General features: G+C 52.2%; 15 protein-coding genes and 1 riboswitch. Of the genes, 6 read left to right on the top strand and 9 right to left on the bottom strand.

Going from position 1 to position 18,753, the window contains the following annotated elements; translation table 11 throughout:
• Positions 1-775, bottom strand: a 775-nt coding sequence (gene murI / locus QZF50_RS08590) for a glutamate racemase (protein WP_290388855.1), incomplete at its 3' end; no start/stop codon positions are given.
• On the bottom strand, positions 720-2,564 hold the full coding sequence (gene btuB, locus QZF50_RS08585; RefSeq protein ID WP_000591355.1) for a TonB-dependent vitamin B12 receptor BtuB: 1,845 nt from the start codon (positions 2,562-2,564) through the stop codon (positions 720-722). The genes btuB and murI, both read right to left, overlap by 56 nt.
• Positions 2,565-2,628: 64 nt before the next feature.
• A riboswitch (cobalamin riboswitch) is annotated at positions 2,629-2,819 on the bottom strand.
• Positions 2,820-2,932: 113 nt separating this feature from the next.
• Between btuB and trmA the strand changes: the two genes are divergently transcribed.
• Positions 2,933-4,033 (top strand): tRNA (uridine(54)-C5)-methyltransferase TrmA, encoded by a 1,101-nt coding sequence (trmA, locus tag QZF50_RS08580; RefSeq protein WP_000187022.1) that lies wholly within the window; start codon positions 2,933-2,935, stop codon positions 4,031-4,033.
• Between the two features lie 39 nt (positions 4,034-4,072).
• Here the strand turns inward: trmA and QZF50_RS08575 are convergent, their stop codons facing one another.
• A complete protein-coding gene (locus QZF50_RS08575) occupies positions 4,073-4,432 on the bottom strand; it encodes a YijD family membrane protein (RefSeq protein ID WP_000806411.1) in 360 nt (119 codons plus the stop codon).
• The gene (fabR, locus tag QZF50_RS08570) at positions 4,432-5,082 is read right to left on the bottom strand and encodes an HTH-type transcriptional repressor FabR (RefSeq protein ID WP_001309117.1); all 651 of its coding nucleotides are present in this window, start codon (positions 5,080-5,082) and stop codon (positions 4,432-4,434) included. Before fabR ends, QZF50_RS08575 begins: the two co-directional genes overlap by 1 nt.
• Before the next feature lie 330 nt (positions 5,083-5,412).
• Here fabR and sthA point away from each other — a divergent pair, with 330 nt between their 5' ends.
• Complete coding sequence (gene sthA / locus QZF50_RS08565) at positions 5,413-6,813, top strand: Si-specific NAD(P)(+) transhydrogenase (protein ID WP_001120810.1); 1,401 nt, start codon at positions 5,413-5,415, stop codon at positions 6,811-6,813.
• Here the strand turns inward: sthA and oxyR are convergent.
• From oxyR to argC, 4 genes are all read right to left on the bottom strand, one after another.
• Positions 6,796-7,713, bottom strand: coding sequence for a DNA-binding transcriptional regulator OxyR (gene oxyR, locus QZF50_RS08560; protein WP_001025939.1), 918 nt, complete (start codon positions 7,711-7,713; stop codon positions 6,796-6,798). The two genes, sthA and oxyR, sit on opposite strands and share 18 nt — an antisense overlap.
• Before the next feature lie 265 nt (positions 7,714-7,978).
• Positions 7,979-9,352, bottom strand: coding sequence for an argininosuccinate lyase (gene argH / locus QZF50_RS08555; RefSeq protein WP_001230084.1), 1,374 nt, complete (start codon positions 9,350-9,352; stop codon positions 7,979-7,981).
• A 60-nt stretch (positions 9,353-9,412) separates the two neighbouring features.
• Positions 9,413-10,189, bottom strand: a complete 777-nt coding sequence (gene argB / locus QZF50_RS08550) for an acetylglutamate kinase (RefSeq protein WP_001302318.1) — start codon at positions 10,187-10,189, stop codon at positions 9,413-9,415.
• Between the two features lie 7 nt (positions 10,190-10,196).
• Positions 10,197-11,201 carry an N-acetyl-gamma-glutamyl-phosphate reductase gene (gene argC, locus QZF50_RS08545; RefSeq protein WP_000935370.1) on the bottom strand — a complete coding sequence of 335 codons (1,005 nt, stop codon included), beginning with the start codon at positions 11,199-11,201 and terminating at the stop codon, positions 10,197-10,199.
• Positions 11,202-11,354: 153 nt separating this feature from the next.
• On the opposite strand from argC, the gene argE reads away from it, so the two are divergent.
• The 4 genes from argE to QZF50_RS08525 all read left to right on the top strand — a co-directional run bounded on the left by argE (position 11,355) and on the right by QZF50_RS08525 (position 18,425).
• A complete protein-coding gene (gene argE, locus QZF50_RS08540) occupies positions 11,355-12,506 on the top strand; it encodes an acetylornithine deacetylase (RefSeq protein ID WP_001298964.1) in 1,152 nt (383 codons plus the stop codon).
• Between the two features lie 351 nt (positions 12,507-12,857).
• Positions 12,858-15,509, top strand: a complete 2,652-nt coding sequence (gene ppc / locus QZF50_RS08535) for a phosphoenolpyruvate carboxylase (protein ID WP_001005579.1) — start codon at positions 12,858-12,860, stop codon at positions 15,507-15,509.
• Between the two features lie 182 nt (positions 15,510-15,691).
• Positions 15,692-17,425: a phosphoethanolamine transferase CptA gene (locus tag QZF50_RS08530; RefSeq protein ID WP_000556293.1), complete on the top strand. Its 1,734-nt coding sequence runs from the start codon at positions 15,692-15,694 to the stop codon at positions 17,423-17,425.
• 148 nt (positions 17,426-17,573) lie between these two features.
• On the top strand, positions 17,574-18,425 hold the full coding sequence (locus tag QZF50_RS08525; protein WP_000274608.1) for an AraC family transcriptional regulator: 852 nt from the start codon (positions 17,574-17,576) through the stop codon (positions 18,423-18,425).
• On the opposite strand, the gene QZF50_RS08520 is transcribed toward QZF50_RS08525, so the two are convergent.
• A complete protein-coding gene (locus QZF50_RS08520; RefSeq protein WP_000323849.1) occupies positions 18,412-18,753 on the bottom strand; it encodes a PTS fructose-like transporter subunit IIB in 342 nt (113 codons plus the stop codon). The genes QZF50_RS08525 and QZF50_RS08520 overlap by 14 nt on opposite strands.

The following is an 18,753-nucleotide window of genomic DNA, read 5'->3' as shown; positions in this document are numbered from 1 at the left end:
TTGCCATACAAAAGGCAATATTCGCATCGGCAGATTTTGCATCCGGAGCTTCATGTTCTAACAGCCAGGCCGTTCTGCGAGCAATCGCTGCGCCAGAATCCACCAGCCGGGTTCCCTCTGGCAGCACCTGTAAGAGTTCTTCTTGTAGTAGAGGGAAATGGGTGCAACCCAATACAACGGTATCTGGCGGCTCTTTCATTCTTAACCACGGGCGTAGGATACGTTTTAGTGCATCCAGAGAAACATCTTCGCCATGCAGCTTCGCTTCAGCCAACTCAACCATCTCTGCCGAGCCCAGCATTTCTATCTGGCATTCATTAGCGAAACGCGCGATCAGCTCATGAGTATAAGAACGTTTAACAGTTCCGCGGGTTGCCAGTAATCCGACAATGCCATTTGCCGTCAGACGTGCAGCAGGTTTAATCGCCGGCACGACACCAACAACCGGGAAGTCGAACTTTTCGCGTAATGCAGGAAGTGAAACGGTACTGGCGGTGTTGCAAGCGACCACAGCCAGCGCAAGGGGATAACGTTCTTGCACTGCGGTGACAATTGCCACCACTCGCTCAACAATAAACTCTTCGCTTTTTTCGCCATACGGAAAAGCGACGTTATCGAAAGCATAAATGTAATGGAGATCCGGTAAGAGATGCCGGATCTCGTCATAGACCGACAACCCACCGACGCCGGAGTCAAACACCAGCACGGTGGGACGTGGTTCAGAAGGTGTAGCTGCCAGACAAGGTGTATTCCCGTCCTGCAGTTTGGTAGCCATAGACTGTCTCATAATCTTTGTCGAACAGGTTGGCTATTTTACCACGAACTGTCAGGTGAGAGGTGACCGGATACGCAACCGCAAGATCCCACAAGCTCACACCGCCCATTTTAACGGTTTGATAAGGATAAGATGAGTAATCCTTATCATAGCGAGTGCCTAAATACTGATAAGTAATACCCCAGTCGAAGTCATACAACTGCCAGTCGAGCTGGTATTTCACCTGCTGTTTAGCACGGCGTAACAACGGCGTGTCGGTAATCGCATTGCGCGCATCGACATAATCATAACTCACAGTATGCGTCAGTGGTCCGGTATCAAAATTGGCGGTCGCCTCGACGCCCTTAATCCGCGCTTTCCCTTCGTTGTAATATTTCAGGGTGTGATCATCATAATCGATCAAGTCACTGACATCGTTACGATATCCGGAAATACGCCAGTTCACCCCAGCGGTTAAGCCTTCAAACGCGCCTTCCCACTGTTTGCTTTTCTCCGGGTCCAGATTCGGATTTCCGTAGAAGCCATACAGTTGCCCCAGATTTGGTGCCTTATAAGATGTCCCGTAGGAAGCAATGAAGCGATAACCTTCGATGAATTCCCAACCGGCGCTGGTTTGCCAGGTTCCATGACGACCAAACTGTGAGTTATCGTCACTGCGTGCTGCGCCTTCAAAGGTAAAATCGCCGACTTGTTGCAGCCCGGTCAGATAGATGCCGGTATTACGTTGATCATATCCATTCTCAACATAACCTGTACCCGGCGTCGTAGTCTGTTTCTGCCAGTCGACACCCGCACCAATACTACCGTGACCAACGATGACATTGTTTGCCCACTGGACGGTGTATTGCTTCATCTCATCGAGCGTCGCCGACGAATCATAACGACCAAAATGGGGATCGTAGTTGTAATCTTTGCTATGGCTATAGCTGGTAATGAGTTGTGATTTAATCAGTTCGCCGTTATAGCGCAGCCCGGCGTCCCAACTTTGGCTATAGAGTTTACGGGTATCGAGCAACGGTGAACCGGGAGAATAATACGCGTCATAATTGGTACGGTTATCATAGCCATAGCCGCGCACAAAGCCGCTCCAGGCATCAGTAAAGTTATGCTCCAGCGCGCCATAAAGCGTTTTACTTAAAAAACCATCGTTATCTGTCTGCGCTTGCGTTCCGGTATTACCATAGGCAACAACATCATAACCATGAGTATGGGCATAATCGCCCAACAGCGTTACCCGTGTCTTATCCCCCAGTTGTTGCTGCGTAGAGACATCATAGTTCTGATAACTATTGCTTCCCCACCCTGCTGAAATTTCCGTTCCGGGTTCATCGCGCGTCGTGATGATATTCACCACCCCGCCTATTGCATCGGAACCATAAACAGCGGAGCGCGGCCCACGGATATATTCAACACGCTGGACAAGCGCAATAGGGAACTGGCTAAGGTCGGCAGAACCACTCACCCCCGCCAGATTCAGGCGTACGCCATCAATTAACACCAACACATGACTGGCATTTGTACCGCGAATAAAAATAGATGAGAGCTGACCTGAACCGCCGTTTTGGGTGATATCGACGCCCGGAAGACGGCGCAGCACATCATTGACCGAGGTCGACTGCCAGCGGTCGATATCCTGACGGGTCACAACGGTGGTTGGTGCAAGCACAGTGCTGCGCGGCTGTTCAAAACGGTTAGCAGTAACGACGAGAGTATCCGGGCTGGTATCCTGTGCCCAAGCGGAAAAGGCTGTGACAGAACACGCCGTCAGCAGCGAAGCTTTTTTAATCATTGTAAAGCATCCACAATAGAAGAAGGATGCCGCAGGTTTCATCAATATTACGCGATGATGAGAACCAGATGCGACGTTGGCCGGCAGGTCTTCGGGCTTGGAGGGGTATCTAAGATACTAAGAGATGATGACTTCCCACCGGATGGCAGTGTCCGCATAACGCAATCATCGCACCTTTCCTTACCGCTGCGCGTCAGCTCCAGATTCGCACTGGATTCCCTATTAACTCACAGGACCGGCAAGTGGATGCTACAGGTTGTAACAAGTTACTGTCCAGACGTAGCTCACAAATAGGAATTCATCAAGATCTGGACATCTGATGAGCAATCCCTACAATCGCCGCGTACTTTAATTTTTCAGGATACATCATGACCCCCGAACACCTTCCAACAGAACAGTATGAAGCGCAGTTAGCCGAAAAAGTGGTACGTTTGCAAAGTATGATGGCACCGTTTTCTGACCTGGTTCCGGAAGTGTTTCGCTCGCCGGTCAGTCATTACCGGATGCGTGCGGAGTTCCGCATCTGGCACGATGGCGATGACCTGTATCACATCATTTTCGATCAACAAACCAAAAGCCGCATCCGCGTGGATAGCTTCCCCGCTGCCAGTGAACTCATCAACCAGTTGATGACGGCGATGATTGCGGGTGTGCGTAATAATCCCGTTCTGCGCCACAAGTTGTTCCAGATTGATTACCTCACCACGCTGAGTAATCAGGCGGTGGTTTCCCTGTTGTACCATAAAAAGCTGGATGATGAGTGGCGTCAGGAAGCGGAAGCCCTGCGCGATGCACTGCGCGCGCAGAATCTGAATGTGCATCTGATTGGTCGGGCAACGAAAACCAAAATCGAGCTGGATCAAGATTACATCGATGAACGTCTGCCGGTCGCAGGGAAAGAGATGATCTACCGTCAGGTAGAAAACAGTTTTACCCAGCCGAACGCGGCGATGAATATTCAGATGCTGGAATGGGCGCTGGACGTAACCAAAGGCTCAAAAGGCGATTTACTGGAGCTGTACTGCGGCAACGGTAACTTTTCATTAGCACTGGCGCGCAATTTTGATCGGGTATTAGCCACCGAAATCGCTAAGCCGTCGGTTGCTGCTGCGCAATACAACATCGCAGCTAACCATATTGATAACGTACAAATTATTCGTATGGCGGCAGAAGAATTTACTCAGGCGATGAATGGTGTACGCGAGTTTAATCGCCTGCAAGGGATAGACTTGAAGAGTTATCAGTGCGAAACCATTTTTGTCGACCCACCGCGCAGCGGTCTGGACAGTGAAACCGAGAAAATGGTGCAGGCGTATCCACGTATTCTGTATATCTCCTGCAATCCGGAAACGTTATGCAAGAATCTGGAAACATTAAGCCAGACGCACAAGGTCGAACGTCTGGCTCTGTTTGATCAGTTCCCCTACACGCACCATATGGAGTGCGGCGTATTACTGACCGCGAAGTAAAACCCATGCCGGATGCGCCAGCATCCGGCATAATACCGATTACTCAGCAACTTCCTGCTTACGGTTACGCATCTTCGCGCCAATCCAGAACACCATAATGACGGAGAGTACTGCCGGGAAGAAGTTAGAGCCGATATCCGGATATTCCGCACGAACTACCGTGCTGTACAGCAGTACGCCGAGAATAAAACAGGCAGCTGCCAGACCCGGCAAGCCTACCGGCATGGTGCGATTAAGATAACGTTGATGCAGGCAGTAAACCGTCAGCACCAGGGAAATAATCGGGAATACAGAAAATGGCACAATGGAGCTAAACAGCGCTGCGAAAGTACCATTAATCGATAAGCCAGCAACCAACGCCAGCAGCAGCGTACCTCTATCTTGATTTGCTTGTTTCATTACTCGTCCTTCACATTTCCCGGAATAATTGCGGTTTTCTCTTGTTCACGGCGATACCAGTAATAAGCCCCTTTCGAAATCATTCGCAGTTGCAGTACCAGTCGCTCTTCTAATTGCCGACGTTGTTCGACGCCGACGTCCAACGCCTCGGCACCCGCACTGAAGACAATTGTCACCATTGCTTCGGCTTGCGCTTCAGTAAACGCACGCGGCATATGGTTTTCGAGTTCCAGATAGTCCGCAAGTTCCGCAATGAAGTGCTGAATTTCACGCGCAACGGCGGCACGAAACGCAGCGGAGGTGCCGGAGCGTTCCCGCAATAATAACCGGAAGGCGTTAGGATTATTACCGATGAACTCCATAAATGTGGAGACCGAGGTGCGGATCACACTCCCGCCTTTGGCGATACGCTGACGCGCCTGGCGCATGAGTTGGCGTAGCATTAAACCGCTCTCATCAACCATGGTCAGACCCAGTTCGTCTACGTCGCGGAAATGCCGATAAAAAGAGGTGGGAGCAATGCCCGCTTCACGCGCCACTTCACGCAAACTCAGGCTGGCGAAGCTGCGTTCAGCACTTAATTGGCTAAATGCGGCTTCCACCAGCGAACGGCGGGTTTTTTCTTTTTGTTGCGCTCTTACGCCCATCACGATGTCTGAATCCTTGCCAAAAGTACTGCTGGCACTATACCAGAGAATGAACATACTGGATTGCTCCAGTATTGTGAATGAACGGTAACGCAATAAAACATATTTACTGCAATTCTTTGGCCGGTTCTTTTACGTACAGCGGAAACCTGCCGCTTAAACGGAGAGTATCGTCGATAAAAATCCAATAAAACGTCAGGGCAAAAGTAAGAAACAGACAAAGCAAAGGCCGCTCAGGATATAGCCAGATAAATGACGGGGATCAATTGGCTTACCCGCGATAAAATGTTACCATTCTGTTGCTTTTATGTATAAGAACAGGTAAGCCCTACCATGCCACATTCCTACGATTACGATGCCATAGTAATAGGTTCCGGCCCCGGCGGCGAAGGCGCTGCAATGGGCCTGGTTAAGCAAGGTGCGCGCGTCGCAGTTATCGAGCGTTATCAAAATGTTGGCGGCGGTTGCACCCACTGGGGCACCATCCCGTCGAAAGCTCTCCGTCACGCCGTCAGCCGCATTATAGAATTCAATCAAAACCCACTTTACAGCGACCATTCCCGACTGCTCCGCTCTTCTTTTGCCGATATCCTTAACCATGCCGATAACGTGATTAATCAACAAACGCGCATGCGTCAGGGATTTTACGAACGTAATCACTGTGAAATATTGCAGGGAAACGCTCGCTTTGTTGACGAGCATACGTTGGCGCTGGATTGCCCGGACGGCAGCGTTGAAACACTAACCGCTGAAAAATTTGTTATTGCCTGCGGCTCTCGTCCATATCATCCAACAGATGTTGATTTCACCCATCCACGCATTTACGACAGCGACTCAATTCTTAGCATGCACCACGAACCGCGCCATGTGCTGATTTACGGTGCTGGAGTGATCGGCTGTGAATATGCGTCGATCTTCCGCGGTATGGATGTAAAAGTGGATCTGATCAACACCCGCGATCGCCTGCTGGCATTTCTCGATCAAGAGATGTCAGATTCTCTCTCCTATCACTTCTGGAACAGTGGCGTAGTGATTCGTCACAACGAAGAGTACGAGAAGATCGAAGGCTGTGACGATGGTGTGATCATGCATTTGAAGTCGGGTAAAAAACTGAAAGCTGACTGCCTGCTCTATGCCAACGGTCGCACCGGTAATACCGATTCGCTGGCGTTACAGAACATTGGGCTGGAAACTGACAGTCGCGGACAGCTGAAGGTCAACAGCATGTATCAGACCGCACAGCCGCACGTTTACGCGGTGGGCGACGTGATTGGTTATCCGAGCCTGGCATCAGCGGCCTATGACCAGGGGCGCATTGCCGCGCAGGCGCTGGTAAAAGGCGAAGCCACCGCGCATCTGATTGAAGATATCCCTACCGGCATTTACACCATCCCGGAAATCAGCTCTGTGGGCAAAACCGAACAGCAGCTGACCGCGATGAAAGTGCCATATGAAGTGGGCCGCGCCCAGTTCAAACATCTGGCACGTGCACAAATCGTCGGCATGAACGTGGGCACGCTGAAAATTTTGTTCCATCGGGAAACAAAAGAGATTCTGGGCATTCACTGCTTTGGCGAGCGCGCTGCCGAAATTATTCATATCGGTCAGGCGATTATGGAACAGAAAGGTGGCGGCAACACTATTGAGTACTTCGTCAACACCACCTTTAACTACCCGACGATGGCGGAAGCCTATCGGGTAGCTGCGTTAAACGGTTTAAACCGCCTGTTTTAAAACTTTATCGAAATGGCCATCCATTCGTGCGCGGATGGCCTCTGCCAGCTGCTCATAGCGGCTGCGCAGCGGTGAGCCAGGACGATAAACCAGGCCAATAGTGCGGCGTGGTTCCGGCTTAATGCACGGCAGATAAACAACCCCATCGCGTTTGCGCTCCGGCGGCACAGCCAGCGCAGGCAGTAAAGTGATCCCGCTACCTGCCGCCACCATGTTGCGCAGAGTTTCCAGGCTGGTCGCGCGGAAGTGTGTATCTTCATCCGCCCCGGCTTCAAAGCAGAAACCCATCGCCTGATCGCGCAAACAGTGACCGTCTTCCAGCATCAGCAGTTTTTCCCCTGCCAGATCGGCCATCGGTACGCATTCGCGGTTCGCCCACGGGTGATCTTCATAGATAGCCAGCAACATTGGCTCATCAAACAACGGCACTTCAATGAATGCTTCGCTCTCTTTCACCAGCGCGAGGATCACGCAATCGAGTTTGCCGCTGTCCAGTTGCGCCAGTAACTGGTGGGTCTGTGCTTCATGCAGATACATTTCCAGCTTTGGAAAGGTCTGGTGCAGCATCGGGATAATATGCGGTAGCAGGTACGGCCCGACCGTGGGAATCAAACCAATATGCAGCGGCCCGGACATGGTCTCACCCTGCTGGCTTGCCATCTCTTTAAGGACTTTCACCTCACGCAGCACGGTACGCGCCTGATCCACCAGCAGCATTCCCGCCTGGGTGAACAACACTTTACGGCTGGTCCGCTCCAGCAACATCACGCCCAGCTCATCTTCCAGCTTACGAATTTGCCCGCTAAGCGTCGGCTGGCTAACGTGGCAGGAGTCTGCCGCACGCCGAAAATGGCGGTGTTCAGCCAATGCCACCAGGTACTCAAGATCACGAATATTCATTATCCATCCTCCATCGCCACGATAGTTCATGGCGATAGGAAGAATAGCAATGAACGATTATCCCTATCAAGCATTCTGACTGATAATTGCTCACAGGAACGGAGCGGCACCTCTTTTAACCCTTGAAGTCACTGCCCGTTTCGAGAGTTTCTCAACTCGAATAACTAAAGCCAACGTGAACTTTTGCGGATCTCCAGGATCCGCTTTTTTTGCCATAAAAAAGCCCGGCGATAAGCCAGGCTCAAATTTATACATATAAATGTTCTTACCCCAACCGCGCCTGCGCAAAAGCAATTGCCTGCGCCACCTGCTGCGGTGAGACGCCGCCTTTTGCCGCACGCTTGTCGAGGCACGATTGCAGCGACAAAATCGGATAGACATCTTCGTCAATCACCTGACTGAATTTCTGCAACTCGTCGAGCGGCAGATCTTCCAGCGGTTTGCCCTGACGAATGGCTTCCACCACCGCTTCACCAACAATATGGTGCGCCTCGCGGAACGGTACGCCTTTCGCCACCAGATAATCCGCCAGTTCGGTGGCGTTGGCGTAACCCTGCTGAGCCGCTTCCTGGCAACGTGGACGTTTCACCTGAATGCCGTCCAGCACCAGCGCCGCCATATGCAGGCAGTCCAGCCAGGTATCGAGCGCGTCGAACAGACCTTCTTTGTCTTCCTGCATATCTTTGTTGTAAGCCAGCGGCAAACCTTTCAGCGTCATCATCATGCCGGTTAACGCCCCCTGCACCCGACCGCATTTACCGCGAATCAGCTCCAGCGCATCCGGGTTTTTCTTCTGCGGCATTAATGATGAACCGGAAGTCACGCGGTCAGAAAGCTCCACAAACCCCGCTTCGCCGGTGTTAAAGAAAATCAGATCTTCAGCAAAACGCGACAGATGCACCATGCCGATAGCGGCAGCAGAAAGCAGTTCCAACACATGGTCACGGTCAGAAACGCTGTCGAGACTGTTACGGGTCGCCGAAGCAAAGCCCAGCCAGCCTGCTAACTGTTCACGGTCGATTTCATAGGCCGTTCCCGCCAGCGCGCCACAGCCTAGCGGGCTGACATCCAGACGCTTAAGCGCATCCTGCAAACGGCTTTCATCACGCGCCAGCATCTCAACATAGGCCAGGCACCAGTGCGCGAACGTCACCGGCTGGGCGCGTTGCAGGTGAGTGTAACCTGGCATTACCGCGTCCTGATTGTTTTGTGCGGTTTCCACCAGCGCCGATTGCAGCTGTCGGTTAGCCGTCAGTAACTCGCTAACGGTATCTTTGCACCACAGTTTCAGGTCAGTCGCTACCTGATCGTTACGACTACGCCCGGTATGCAGCTTTTTGCCTAACTGGCCCACTTTGTCGATCAGTTTGCCTTCCACCCAGCTATGGATATCTTCGGCGTCGCTTTCAAGGATTTGTTGTGGCCTGGCGCGAACATCTTCCAGCAGCACGTTCAGCGCCTCTTCCAGTTGCGCCTGCTCTTCTGCGGTTAACACGCCTACCGTGACCAGGGCTTTGGACCAGGCCACAGAGCCAACAATATCCTGCTCCGCCAGACGGTAATCAAAGCGCAGTGAGTCGTTGAATTGTTTGAACCGTTGATCTGCTGCCTGGGTAAAACGCCCGCCCCAAAGTGCCATAACTCTGTTTCCTTATTTTGAAATTCAATGCCGGAAAGCTGCGCCTCCGGCCAACAAAACTTAAGCTAAAATCCGCGTACCCATCGGCATACCGTTAAACAGTGCCGGAAGCTGCTCCGCATGACGCCAGGAGGCGATATCTACCGGACGGCCCAGCGTGCGGGCCGCATCCAGCGCCGCGTTCACTTTCACTATCATGCCGTCAGTAATAATGCCCTGCTCAATCAGTTGTTCTGCTTTCGCGGCGGTCATTTCGGCAATGCGTTGCCCTTTGCCGTCGAGAATGCCGCTGACGTCGGAGAGCAAAATCAGATCCGCGCCCAGCGTTGCCGCCAGCGCCGTTGCCGCCTGGTCGGCATTGACGTTCATCAGTTGCCCTTCGTCTGTTACGCCAATGGAGCTGACCACCGGCAGATAACCGTTCTCCAGCAAGGAGTTGATAAGCTTAGGCGAACCTGGCTGCGCCAGTCCAACATGACCTAACTCTTCATCAAGCTGGGTCACTTTGACGCTGTCGCCGTCACCGAGAAACAAACCTACGGCCGCAATCTGATGTTTCTTCGCCCATGCCAACAGGGTTTTATTTGCCGTTCCCGCCAGTGCTCCGGTGATAATGTCTATCTGATCAGCAGGCGTCACCCGCAGGCCGTTTTTCTTTTTCACCGGCAGATTCAGCCCTTTCATCAGCTCATCCACCACGCAACCGCCGCCGTGCACAATCACCAGCGGACGCTGATGTGACTCACGATAATTCACCAGTGCGCTAAACAGACGTTCCAGCGCCTCTTCACTATCCAGCAGTACGCCGCCCAGTTTGATAATTAATGGATTCATCATTGCACCCTTAAATAAGAGACTGCGTTTCCGCATAGCCGAAACGAATATTGGCGCACTGTACCGCTTGTGCCGCCGCGCCTTTCAGTAAGTTGTCTTCGGTCGCCACAATAATCAGATGCTCGCCCTGAACGGCAAACCCGATATCGCAAAATGGCAGCCCAACGACATTTTTCAGCGCCGGAACGCCTTTGTCATACAGCCGCACCAGCGGTTTATGGGCATACGCCTGCTGTAACACTTGCGCGACTTGCGCCTGGGTCACACCCGATTTCAGGCGGCAGGTAATGGTTTCGAGAATGCCGCGCGGGAAATTGCCCAGATGTGGGGTGAAGATAACGTCAGCACCGAGGTGTGTGGCGATCTCTGGTTGATGGCGATGAGTAAAGACGCCATACGGTTGCAGGCTAACTTCACAAAAGCTGTTTGAAATGGCCGCTTTACGCCCTGCACCGCTCACGCCGCTGGTGGCGTTGATCACCGGCCACTGATTGAGGTCAAGAAGATCGGCATCAATCAACGGTTTCAGCGCCAGCTGTGCCGCCGTCGGATAACAGCCCGGCACCGCAATCAAATTCGCTTCTTTTAATTTATTACCGCACCACTCCGCCAGACCGTAGGCTGCCTGTTCCAACAGTTCCGGGTATTGATGGGTAAAGCCGTAATATTTTTCATAGAAGGTGGCGTCGTTAACACGAAACGCGCCGGAAAGGTCGAACACCACGCAGCCCGCTTCAAGAAACTGCGGCGCTAAATCGTGGCTAACTTCATGGGCGGTGGCGAGAAACACTACGTCCACCCCTGGGCTAAACTCGCTGATATCCGACATCGGCTGCAACGGCAGATCAACGATGCCTTTTAGCTGCGGATGCAAATCGGAGATTAACTTTCCCGCATCATTGCTTTGCGCTGAAACAGTCAAAGCGGTTATGTTCATATGCGGATGGCGATTTACATAGGTCACTAGCTCTGCGCCAGCGTAGCCGCTGGCACCCACAATCAGCGTATTCAACATCGGGGCTATTCACCTTCTTATGTCTGGTTGCCAGGTTAAACGTAAAACATTCACCTTACGGCTGGTGGGTTTTATTACGCTCAACGTTAGTGTATTTTTATTCATAAATACTGCATGAATATTGATACTATCATGACCAGAGGTGTGTCAACAATGAAAAACAAATTACCGCCATTTATCGAGATTTACCGTGCTCTGATTGCCACACCTTCAATAAGCGCCACGGAAGAGGCACTCGATCAAAGCAATGCAGATTTAATCACTCTGCTGGCGGACTGGTTTAAAGATTTAGGCTTCAATGTGGAAGTGCAGCCTGTGCCAGGAACTCGCAACAAATTTAATATGCTGGCAAGTATCGGACAGGGGGCTGGCGGCTTGTTGCTGGCGGGGCATACCGATACGGTACCATTTGATGACGGTCGCTGGACGCGTGATCCGTTTACACTGACGGAGCATGACGGCAAGCTTTACGGCTTAGGCACCGCCGACATGAAAGGCTTTTTTGCGTTTATCCTTGATGCGCTACGCGATGTCGACGTCACGAAACTGAAAAAACCGCTCTACATTCTGGCGACTGCTGATGAAGAAACCAGTATGGCCGGAGCGCGTTATTTTGCCGAAACTACCGCCCTGCGCCCGGATTGCGCCATCATTGGCGAACCGACGTCACTACAACCGGTACGCGCACATAAAGGTCATATCTCTAACGCCATCCGTATTCAGGGCCAGTCGGGGCACTCCAGCGATCCAGCACGCGGAGTTAACGCTATCGAACTAATGCACGACGCCATCGGGCATATTTTGCAATTGCGCGATAACCTGAAAGAACGTTATCACTACGAAGCGTTTACCGTGCCATACCCTACGCTCAACCTCGGGCATATTCACGGTGGCGACGCTTCTAACCGTATTTGCGCTTGCTGTGAGTTGCATATGGATATTCGTCCGCTGCCTGGCATGACACTCAATGAACTTAATGGTTTGCTCAACGATGCATTGGCTCCGGTGAGCGAACGCTGGCCGGGTCGTCTGACGGTCGACGAGCTGCATCCGCCGATCCCTGGCTATGAATGCCCACCGAATCATCAACTGGTTGAAGTAGTTGAGAAATTGCTCGGAGCAAAGACCGAAGTGGTGAACTACTGTACCGAAGCGCCGTTTATTCAAACGTTATGCCCGACGCTGGTGTTGGGGCCTGGCTCAATTAATCAGGCTCATCAACCTGATGAATATCTGGAAACACGGTTTATCAAGCCCACCCGCGAACTGATAACCCAGGTAATTCACCATTTTTGCTGGCATTAAAACGTAGGCCGGATAAGGCGCTCGCGCCGCATCCGGCACTGTTGTCAAACTCCAGTGCCGCAATAATGTCGGATGCGATACTTGCGCATCTTATCCGACCTACACCTTTGGTGTTACTTGGGGCGATTTTTTAACATTTCCATAAGTTACGCTTATTTAAAGCGTCGTGAATTTAATGACGTAAATTCCTGCTATTTATTCGTTTGCTGAAGCGATTTCGCAGCATTTGACGTCACCGCTTTTACGTGGCTTTATAAAAGACGACGAAAAGCAAAGCCCGAGCATATTCGCGCCAATGCGACGTGAAGGATACAGGGCTATCAAACGATAAGATGGGGTGTCTGGGGTAATATGAACGAACAATATTCCGCATTGCGTAGTAATGTCAGTATGCTCGGCAAAGTGCTGGGAGAAACCATCAAGGATGCGTTGGGAGAACACATTCTTGAACGCGTAGAAACTATCCGTAAGTTGTCCAAATCTTCACGCGCTGGCAATGATGCTAACCGCCAGGAGTTACTCACCACCTTACAAAATTTGTCGAACGACGAGCTGCTGCCCGTTGCGCGTGCGTTTAGTCAGTTCCTGAACCTGGCCAACACCGCCGAGCAATACCACAGCATTTCGCCGAAAGGCGAAGCTGCCAGCAACCCGGAAGTGATCGCCCGCACCCTGCGTAAACTGAAAAACCAGCCGGAACTGAGCGAAGACACCATCAAAAAAGCAGTGGAATCGCTGTCGCTGGAACTGGTCCTCACGGCTCACCCTACCGAAATTACCCGTCGTACACTGATCCACAAAATGGTGGAAGTGAACGCCTGCTTAAAACAGCTCGATAACAAAGATATCGCTGACTACGAACACAACCAGCTGATGCGTCGCCTGCGCCAGTTAATCGCCCAGTCATGGCATACCGATGAAATCCGTAAGCTGCGTCCAAGCCCGGTAGATGAAGCCAAATGGGGCTTTGCCGTAGTGGAAAACAGCCTGTGGCAAGGCGTACCAAATTACCTGCGCGAACTGAACGAACAACTGGAAGAGAACCTCGGCTACAAACTGCCCGTCGAATTTGTTCCGGTCCGTTTTACTTCGTGGATGGGCGGCGACCGCGACGGCAACCCGAACGTCACTGCCGATATCACCCGCCACGTCCTGCTACTCAGCCGCTGGAAAGCCACCGATTTGTTCCTGAAAGATATTCAGGTGCTGGTTTCTGAACTGTCGATGGTTGAAGCGACCCCTGAACTGCTGGCGCTGGTTGGCGAAGAAGGTGCCGCAGAACCGTATCGCTATCTGATGAAAAACCTGCGTTCTCGCCTGATGGCGACACAGGCATGGCTGGAAGCGCGCCTGAAAGGCGAAGAACTGCCAAAACCAGAAGGGCTGCTGACACAAAACGAAGAACTGTGGGAACCGCTCTACGCTTGCTACCAGTCACTTCAGGCGTGTGGCATGGGTATTATCGCCAACGGCGATCTGCTCGACACCCTGCGCCGCGTGAAATGTTTCGGCGTACCGCTGGTCCGTATTGATATCCGTCAGGAGAGCACCCGCCATACCGAAGCGCTGGGCGAGCTGACCCGCTACCTCGGTATCGGCGACTACGAAAGCTGGTCAGAGGCCGACAAACAGGCGTTCCTGATCCGCGAACTGAACTCCAAACGTCCGCTTCTGCCGCGCAACTGGCAACCAAGCGCCGAAACGCGCGAAGTGCTCGATACCTGCCAGGTGATTGCCGAAGCGCCGCAAGGCTCCATTGCCGCCTACGTGATCTCGATGGCGAAAACGCCGTCCGACGTACTGGCTGTCCACCTGCTGCTGAAAGAAGCGGGTATCGGGTTTGCGATGCCGGTTGCTCCGCTGTTTGAAACCCTCGATGATCTGAACAACGCCAACGATGTCATGACCCAGCTGCTCAATATTGACTGGTATCGTGGCCTGATTCAGGGCAAACAGATGGTGATGATTGGCTATTCCGACTCAGCAAAAGATGCGGGAGTGATGGCAGCTTCCTGGGCGCAATATCAGGCACAGGATGCATTAATCAAAACCTGCGAAAAAGCGGGTATTGAGCTGACGTTGTTCCACGGTCGCGGCGGTTCCATTGGTCGCGGCGGCGCACCTGCTCATGCGGCGCTGCTGTCACAACCGCCAGGAAGCCTGAAAGGTGGCCTGCGCGTGACTGAACAGGGCGAGATGATCCGCTTTAAATATGGTCTGCCAGAAATCACCGTCAGCAGCCTGTCGCTGTACACCGGGGCGATTCTGGAAGCCAACCTGCTGCCACCACCTGAGCCGAAAGAGAGCTGGCGTCGCATTATGGATGAACTGTCAGTCATCTCCTGCGATCTCTACCGTGGCTACGTACGTGAAAACAAAGATTTTGTGCCTTACTTCCGCTCCGCTACGCCGGAACAAGAATTGGGCAAACTGCCGTTGGGTTCACGTCCGGCGAAACGTCGCCCAACCGGCGGCGTCGAGTCGCTGCGCGCCATACCGTGGATTTTTGCCTGGACGCAAAACCGCCTGATGCTCCCCGCCTGGCTGGGTGCAGGTACGGCGCTGCAAAAAGTGGTCGAAGATGGCAAACAGAGCGAGCTGGAAGCCATGTGCCGCGATTGGCCATTCTTCTCGACGCGTCTCGGCATGCTGGAGATGGTCTTCGCCAAAGCAGACCTGTGGCTGGCGGAATACTATGATCAACGTCTGGTAGACAAAGCACTGTGGCCGTTAGGTAAAGAGTTACGCAACCTGCAAGAAGAAGACATCAAAGTGGTGCTGGCGATTGCCAACGATTCCCATCTGATGGCCGATCTGCCGTGGATTGCAGAGTCTATTCAGCTACGGAATATTTACACCGACCCGCTGAACGTATTGCAAGCCGAGTTGCTGCACCGCTCCCGCCAGGCAGAAAAAGAGGGCCAGGAACCGGATCCTCGCGTCGAGCAAGCGTTAATGGTCACTATTGCCGGGATTGCGGCAGGTATGCGTAATACCGGCTAATCTTCCCCTCCTGCAAACCCTCGTGCTTTTGCGCGAGGGTTTTCTGAAATACTTCTGTTCTAACACCCTCGTTTTCAATATATTTCTGTCTGCATTTTATTCAAATTCTGGATATCCCTTCAGATATCCTTAAGGAATTGTCGGTACATTCGGCGATATTTTTTTCAAGACAGGTTCTTACTATGCATTCCACAGAAGTCCAGGCTAAACCTCTTTTTAGCTGGAAAGCCCTGGGTTGGGCACTGCTCTACTTTTGGTTTTTCTCTACTCTGCTACAGGCCATTATTTACATCAGTGGTTATAGTGGCACCAACGGCATTCGCGACTCGCTGTTATTCAGCTCGCTGTGGTTAATCCCGGTATTCCTCTTCCCGAAGCGGATCAAAATTATTGCCGCAGTGATCGGCGTGGTGCTATGGGCGGCCTCTCTGGCGGCGCTGTGCTACTACGTCATCTACGGTCAGGAGTTCTCGCAGAGCGTCCTGTTTGTGATGTTCGAAACCAACACCAACGAAGCCAGCGAGTATTTAAGCCAGTATTTCAGCCTGAAAATTGTGCTTATCGCGCTGGCCTATACGGCGGTGGCAGTTCTGCTGTGGACACGCCTGCGCCCGGTCTATATTCCAAAGCCGTGGCGTTATGTTGTCTCTTTTGCCCTGCTTTATGGCTTGATTCTGCATCCGATCGCCATGAATACGTTTATCAAAAACAAGCCGTTTGAGAAAACATTGGATAACCTGGCCTCGCGTATGGAGCCTGCCGCACCGTGGCAATTCCTGACCGGCTATTATCAGTATCGTCAGCAACTAAACTCGCTAACAAAGCTACTGAATGAAAATAATGCATTGCCGCCGCTGGCTAATTTCAAAGATGAATCAGGTAACGAACCGCGCACCTTAGTGCTGGTGATTGGCGAATCGACCCAGCGTGGACGCATGAGTCTGTACGGTTATCCGCGTGAAACCACGCCGGAGCTGGATGCGCTGCATAAAACCGATCCGAATCTGACCGTGTTTAATAACGTGGTTACGTCTCGTCCGTACACCATTGAAATCCTGCAACAGGCGCTGACCTTTGCCAATGAAAAGAACCCGGACCTGTACCTGACACAACCGTCGCTGATGAACATGATGAAACAGGCAGGTTATAAAACCTTCTGGATCACCAACCAGCAGACGATGACCGCCCGCAATACCATGCTGACGGTATTTTCGAAGCAGACCGACAAACAGTTCTATATGAACCAGCAACGTACGCAGAGTGCGCGTGAATACGACACCAACGTGCTGAAACCATTCCAGGAAGTGCTGAAGGACCCGGCGCCGAAGAAACTGATCATCGTTCATCTGCTGGGTACGCATATCAAATACAAATACCGCTACCCGGAAAATCAGGGCAAGTTTGATGGCAATACCGATCATGTTCCGCCTGGATTAAACGCGGAAGAGCTGGAGTCATATAACGATTATGACAACGCTAACCTGTATAACGATCATGTGGTTGCCAGCCTGATTAAAGACTTTAAAGCAGCAAACCCGAACGGTTTCCTGGTTTATTTCTCTGACCACGGTGAAGAGGTTTACGACACGCCGCCGCACAAAACTCAGGGGCGTAACGAAGACAACCCGACGCGCCACATGTACACCATTCCGTTCCTGCTGTGGACGTCGGAAAAATGGCAAGCGACTCATCCGCGTGATTTCTCGCAGGATGTTGATCGTAAATACAGCCTGGCGGAACTGATCCACACCTGGTCAGATTTAGCAGGCTTATCTTACGACGGTTACGATCCAACCCGTTCAGTGGTGAATCCGCAGTTCAAAGAAACTACCCGCTGGATTGGTAACCCGTACAAGAAAAACGCGCTGATCGATTACGACACGCTGCCGTATGGCGATCAGGTGGGTAATCAGTAAATGACCTTTGTATCGCGTCTGGCGCTATTTGCCGGATGCGATACTGCCGCAATGTTTACATCGAACTCCCCTCAGGCCACACTTTTCAGGTGGCCTTTTTTAATAATGCCAGTTACTGTTTTCCCGTCTACATACCTAAGGGAATAACATGTATCACGACGTCAGCTATCTGCTCTCCCGCCTGATCAACGGCCCGCTGTCCCTGCGCCAGATTTACTTTGCCAGCAGTAACGGTCCGGCGCCCGATCTTGCGTATCAGGTCGATTTTCCACGGCTGGAAATAGTGCTGGAAGGTGAGTTTGTTGATACCGGCGCTGGAGCAACGTTAGTTCCCGGCGATGTGCTGTACGTTCCCGCTGGTGGCTGGAATTTTCCACAATGGCAAGCCCCCGCTACTACCTTTAGCGTGCTGTTTGGCAAACAGCAACTCGGCTTCAGCGTCGTGCAATGGGATGGCAAACAATATCAAAATCTGGCGAAGCAACACGTCGCCCGGCGCGGCCCACGCATAGGTTCTTTTCTGCTACAAACGCTCAATGAAATGCAAATGCAGCCGCAGGAGCAGCAAACGGCAAGGCTTATCGTCGCCAGCCTGCTTAGCCACTGCCGCGATTTGCTCGGCAGCCAAATCCAGACCGCCTCACGCAGCCAGGCACTATTTGAAGCTATTCGCGATTATATCGACGAACGCTATGCCTCCGCGCTTACCCGCGAATCTGTCGCACAGGCATTCTATATTTCACCAAACTATCTCTCGCACCTGTTTCAAAAAACGGGGGCCATTGGTTTTAACGAATACCTGAATCACACGCGACTGGAGCACGCTAAGACGTTATTGAAAGGCTATGACCTGAAGGTAAAAGAAGTGGCGCACGCCTGCGGCTTTGTCGACAGCAACTACTTCTGCCGTCTGTTTCGTAAAAACACCGAACGCTCGCCGTCGGAATATCGCCGGCAGTACCACAGCCAACTGACAGAAAAACCGACTACTCCAGAATAAGATGGGTTTGCTGCGGCGCAGAAAGCACTTTGCGCACCGCGCTCATTACCCGCTGCGGCTCACGCAGGAATGCGTAGATGCTGCATTGCACATAGCGGCAATGTTCAAATCGCTCGGCACCGGCAAGCTCGATATCCGTAATCAACAGAGCAACATCCGCCCGACGGATATCCTCGTCCGCTAAACGATTCTCCGTTCCCAGCGCGCCCTGAGTTTCAATGCTGACGCCCCACTTCTCTAACTGGCACAACTTTTCCAGCCGTTCCGCCGCCATATAAGTATGCGCCACGCCGCTTACGCAGGCGGTTACTGCCACCAGGTATGCCAT

This window comes from uncultured Escherichia sp. (genome assembly GCF_948475835.1).
Lineage (GTDB): Bacteria > Pseudomonadota > Gammaproteobacteria > Enterobacterales > Enterobacteriaceae > ECMA0423.
Note: the sequence above shows the minus strand (reverse complement) of the source record. Positions and strands in the feature narration are given on the sequence as shown.

What these genes read in the sequence shown, in the direction of transcription:
- btuB (WP_000591355.1), bottom strand. Translation starts at nt 2,564, where the DNA reads ATGATTAAAAAAGCTTCGCTGCTGACGGCGTGTTCTGTCACAGCCTTT.
- trmA (WP_000187022.1), top strand. Translation starts at nt 2,933, where the DNA reads ATGACCCCCGAACACCTTCCAACAGAACAGTATGAAGCGCAGTTAGCC.
- QZF50_RS08575 (WP_000806411.1), bottom strand. Translation starts at nt 4,432, where the DNA reads ATGAAACAAGCAAATCAAGATAGAGGTACGCTGCTGCTGGCGTTGGTT.
- sthA (WP_001120810.1), top strand. Translation starts at nt 5,413, where the DNA reads ATGCCACATTCCTACGATTACGATGCCATAGTAATAGGTTCCGGCCCC.
- oxyR (WP_001025939.1), bottom strand. Translation starts at nt 7,713, where the DNA reads ATGAATATTCGTGATCTTGAGTACCTGGTGGCATTGGCTGAACACCGC.
- argH (WP_001230084.1), bottom strand. Translation starts at nt 9,352, where the DNA reads ATGGCACTTTGGGGCGGGCGTTTTACCCAGGCAGCAGATCAACGGTTC.
- argB (WP_001302318.1), bottom strand. Translation starts at nt 10,189, where the DNA reads ATGATGAATCCATTAATTATCAAACTGGGCGGCGTACTGCTGGATAGT.
- argC (WP_000935370.1), bottom strand. Translation starts at nt 11,201, where the DNA reads ATGTTGAATACGCTGATTGTGGGTGCCAGCGGCTACGCTGGCGCAGAG.
- argE (WP_001298964.1), top strand. Translation starts at nt 11,355, where the DNA reads ATGAAAAACAAATTACCGCCATTTATCGAGATTTACCGTGCTCTGATT.
- ppc (WP_001005579.1), top strand. Translation starts at nt 12,858, where the DNA reads ATGAACGAACAATATTCCGCATTGCGTAGTAATGTCAGTATGCTCGGC.
- QZF50_RS08530 (WP_000556293.1), top strand. Translation starts at nt 15,692, where the DNA reads ATGCATTCCACAGAAGTCCAGGCTAAACCTCTTTTTAGCTGGAAAGCC.
- QZF50_RS08525 (WP_000274608.1), top strand. Translation starts at nt 17,574, where the DNA reads ATGTATCACGACGTCAGCTATCTGCTCTCCCGCCTGATCAACGGCCCG.
- QZF50_RS08520 (WP_000323849.1), bottom strand. Translation starts at nt 18,753, where the DNA reads ATGGCATACCTGGTGGCAGTAACCGCCTGCGTAAGCGGCGTGGCGCAT.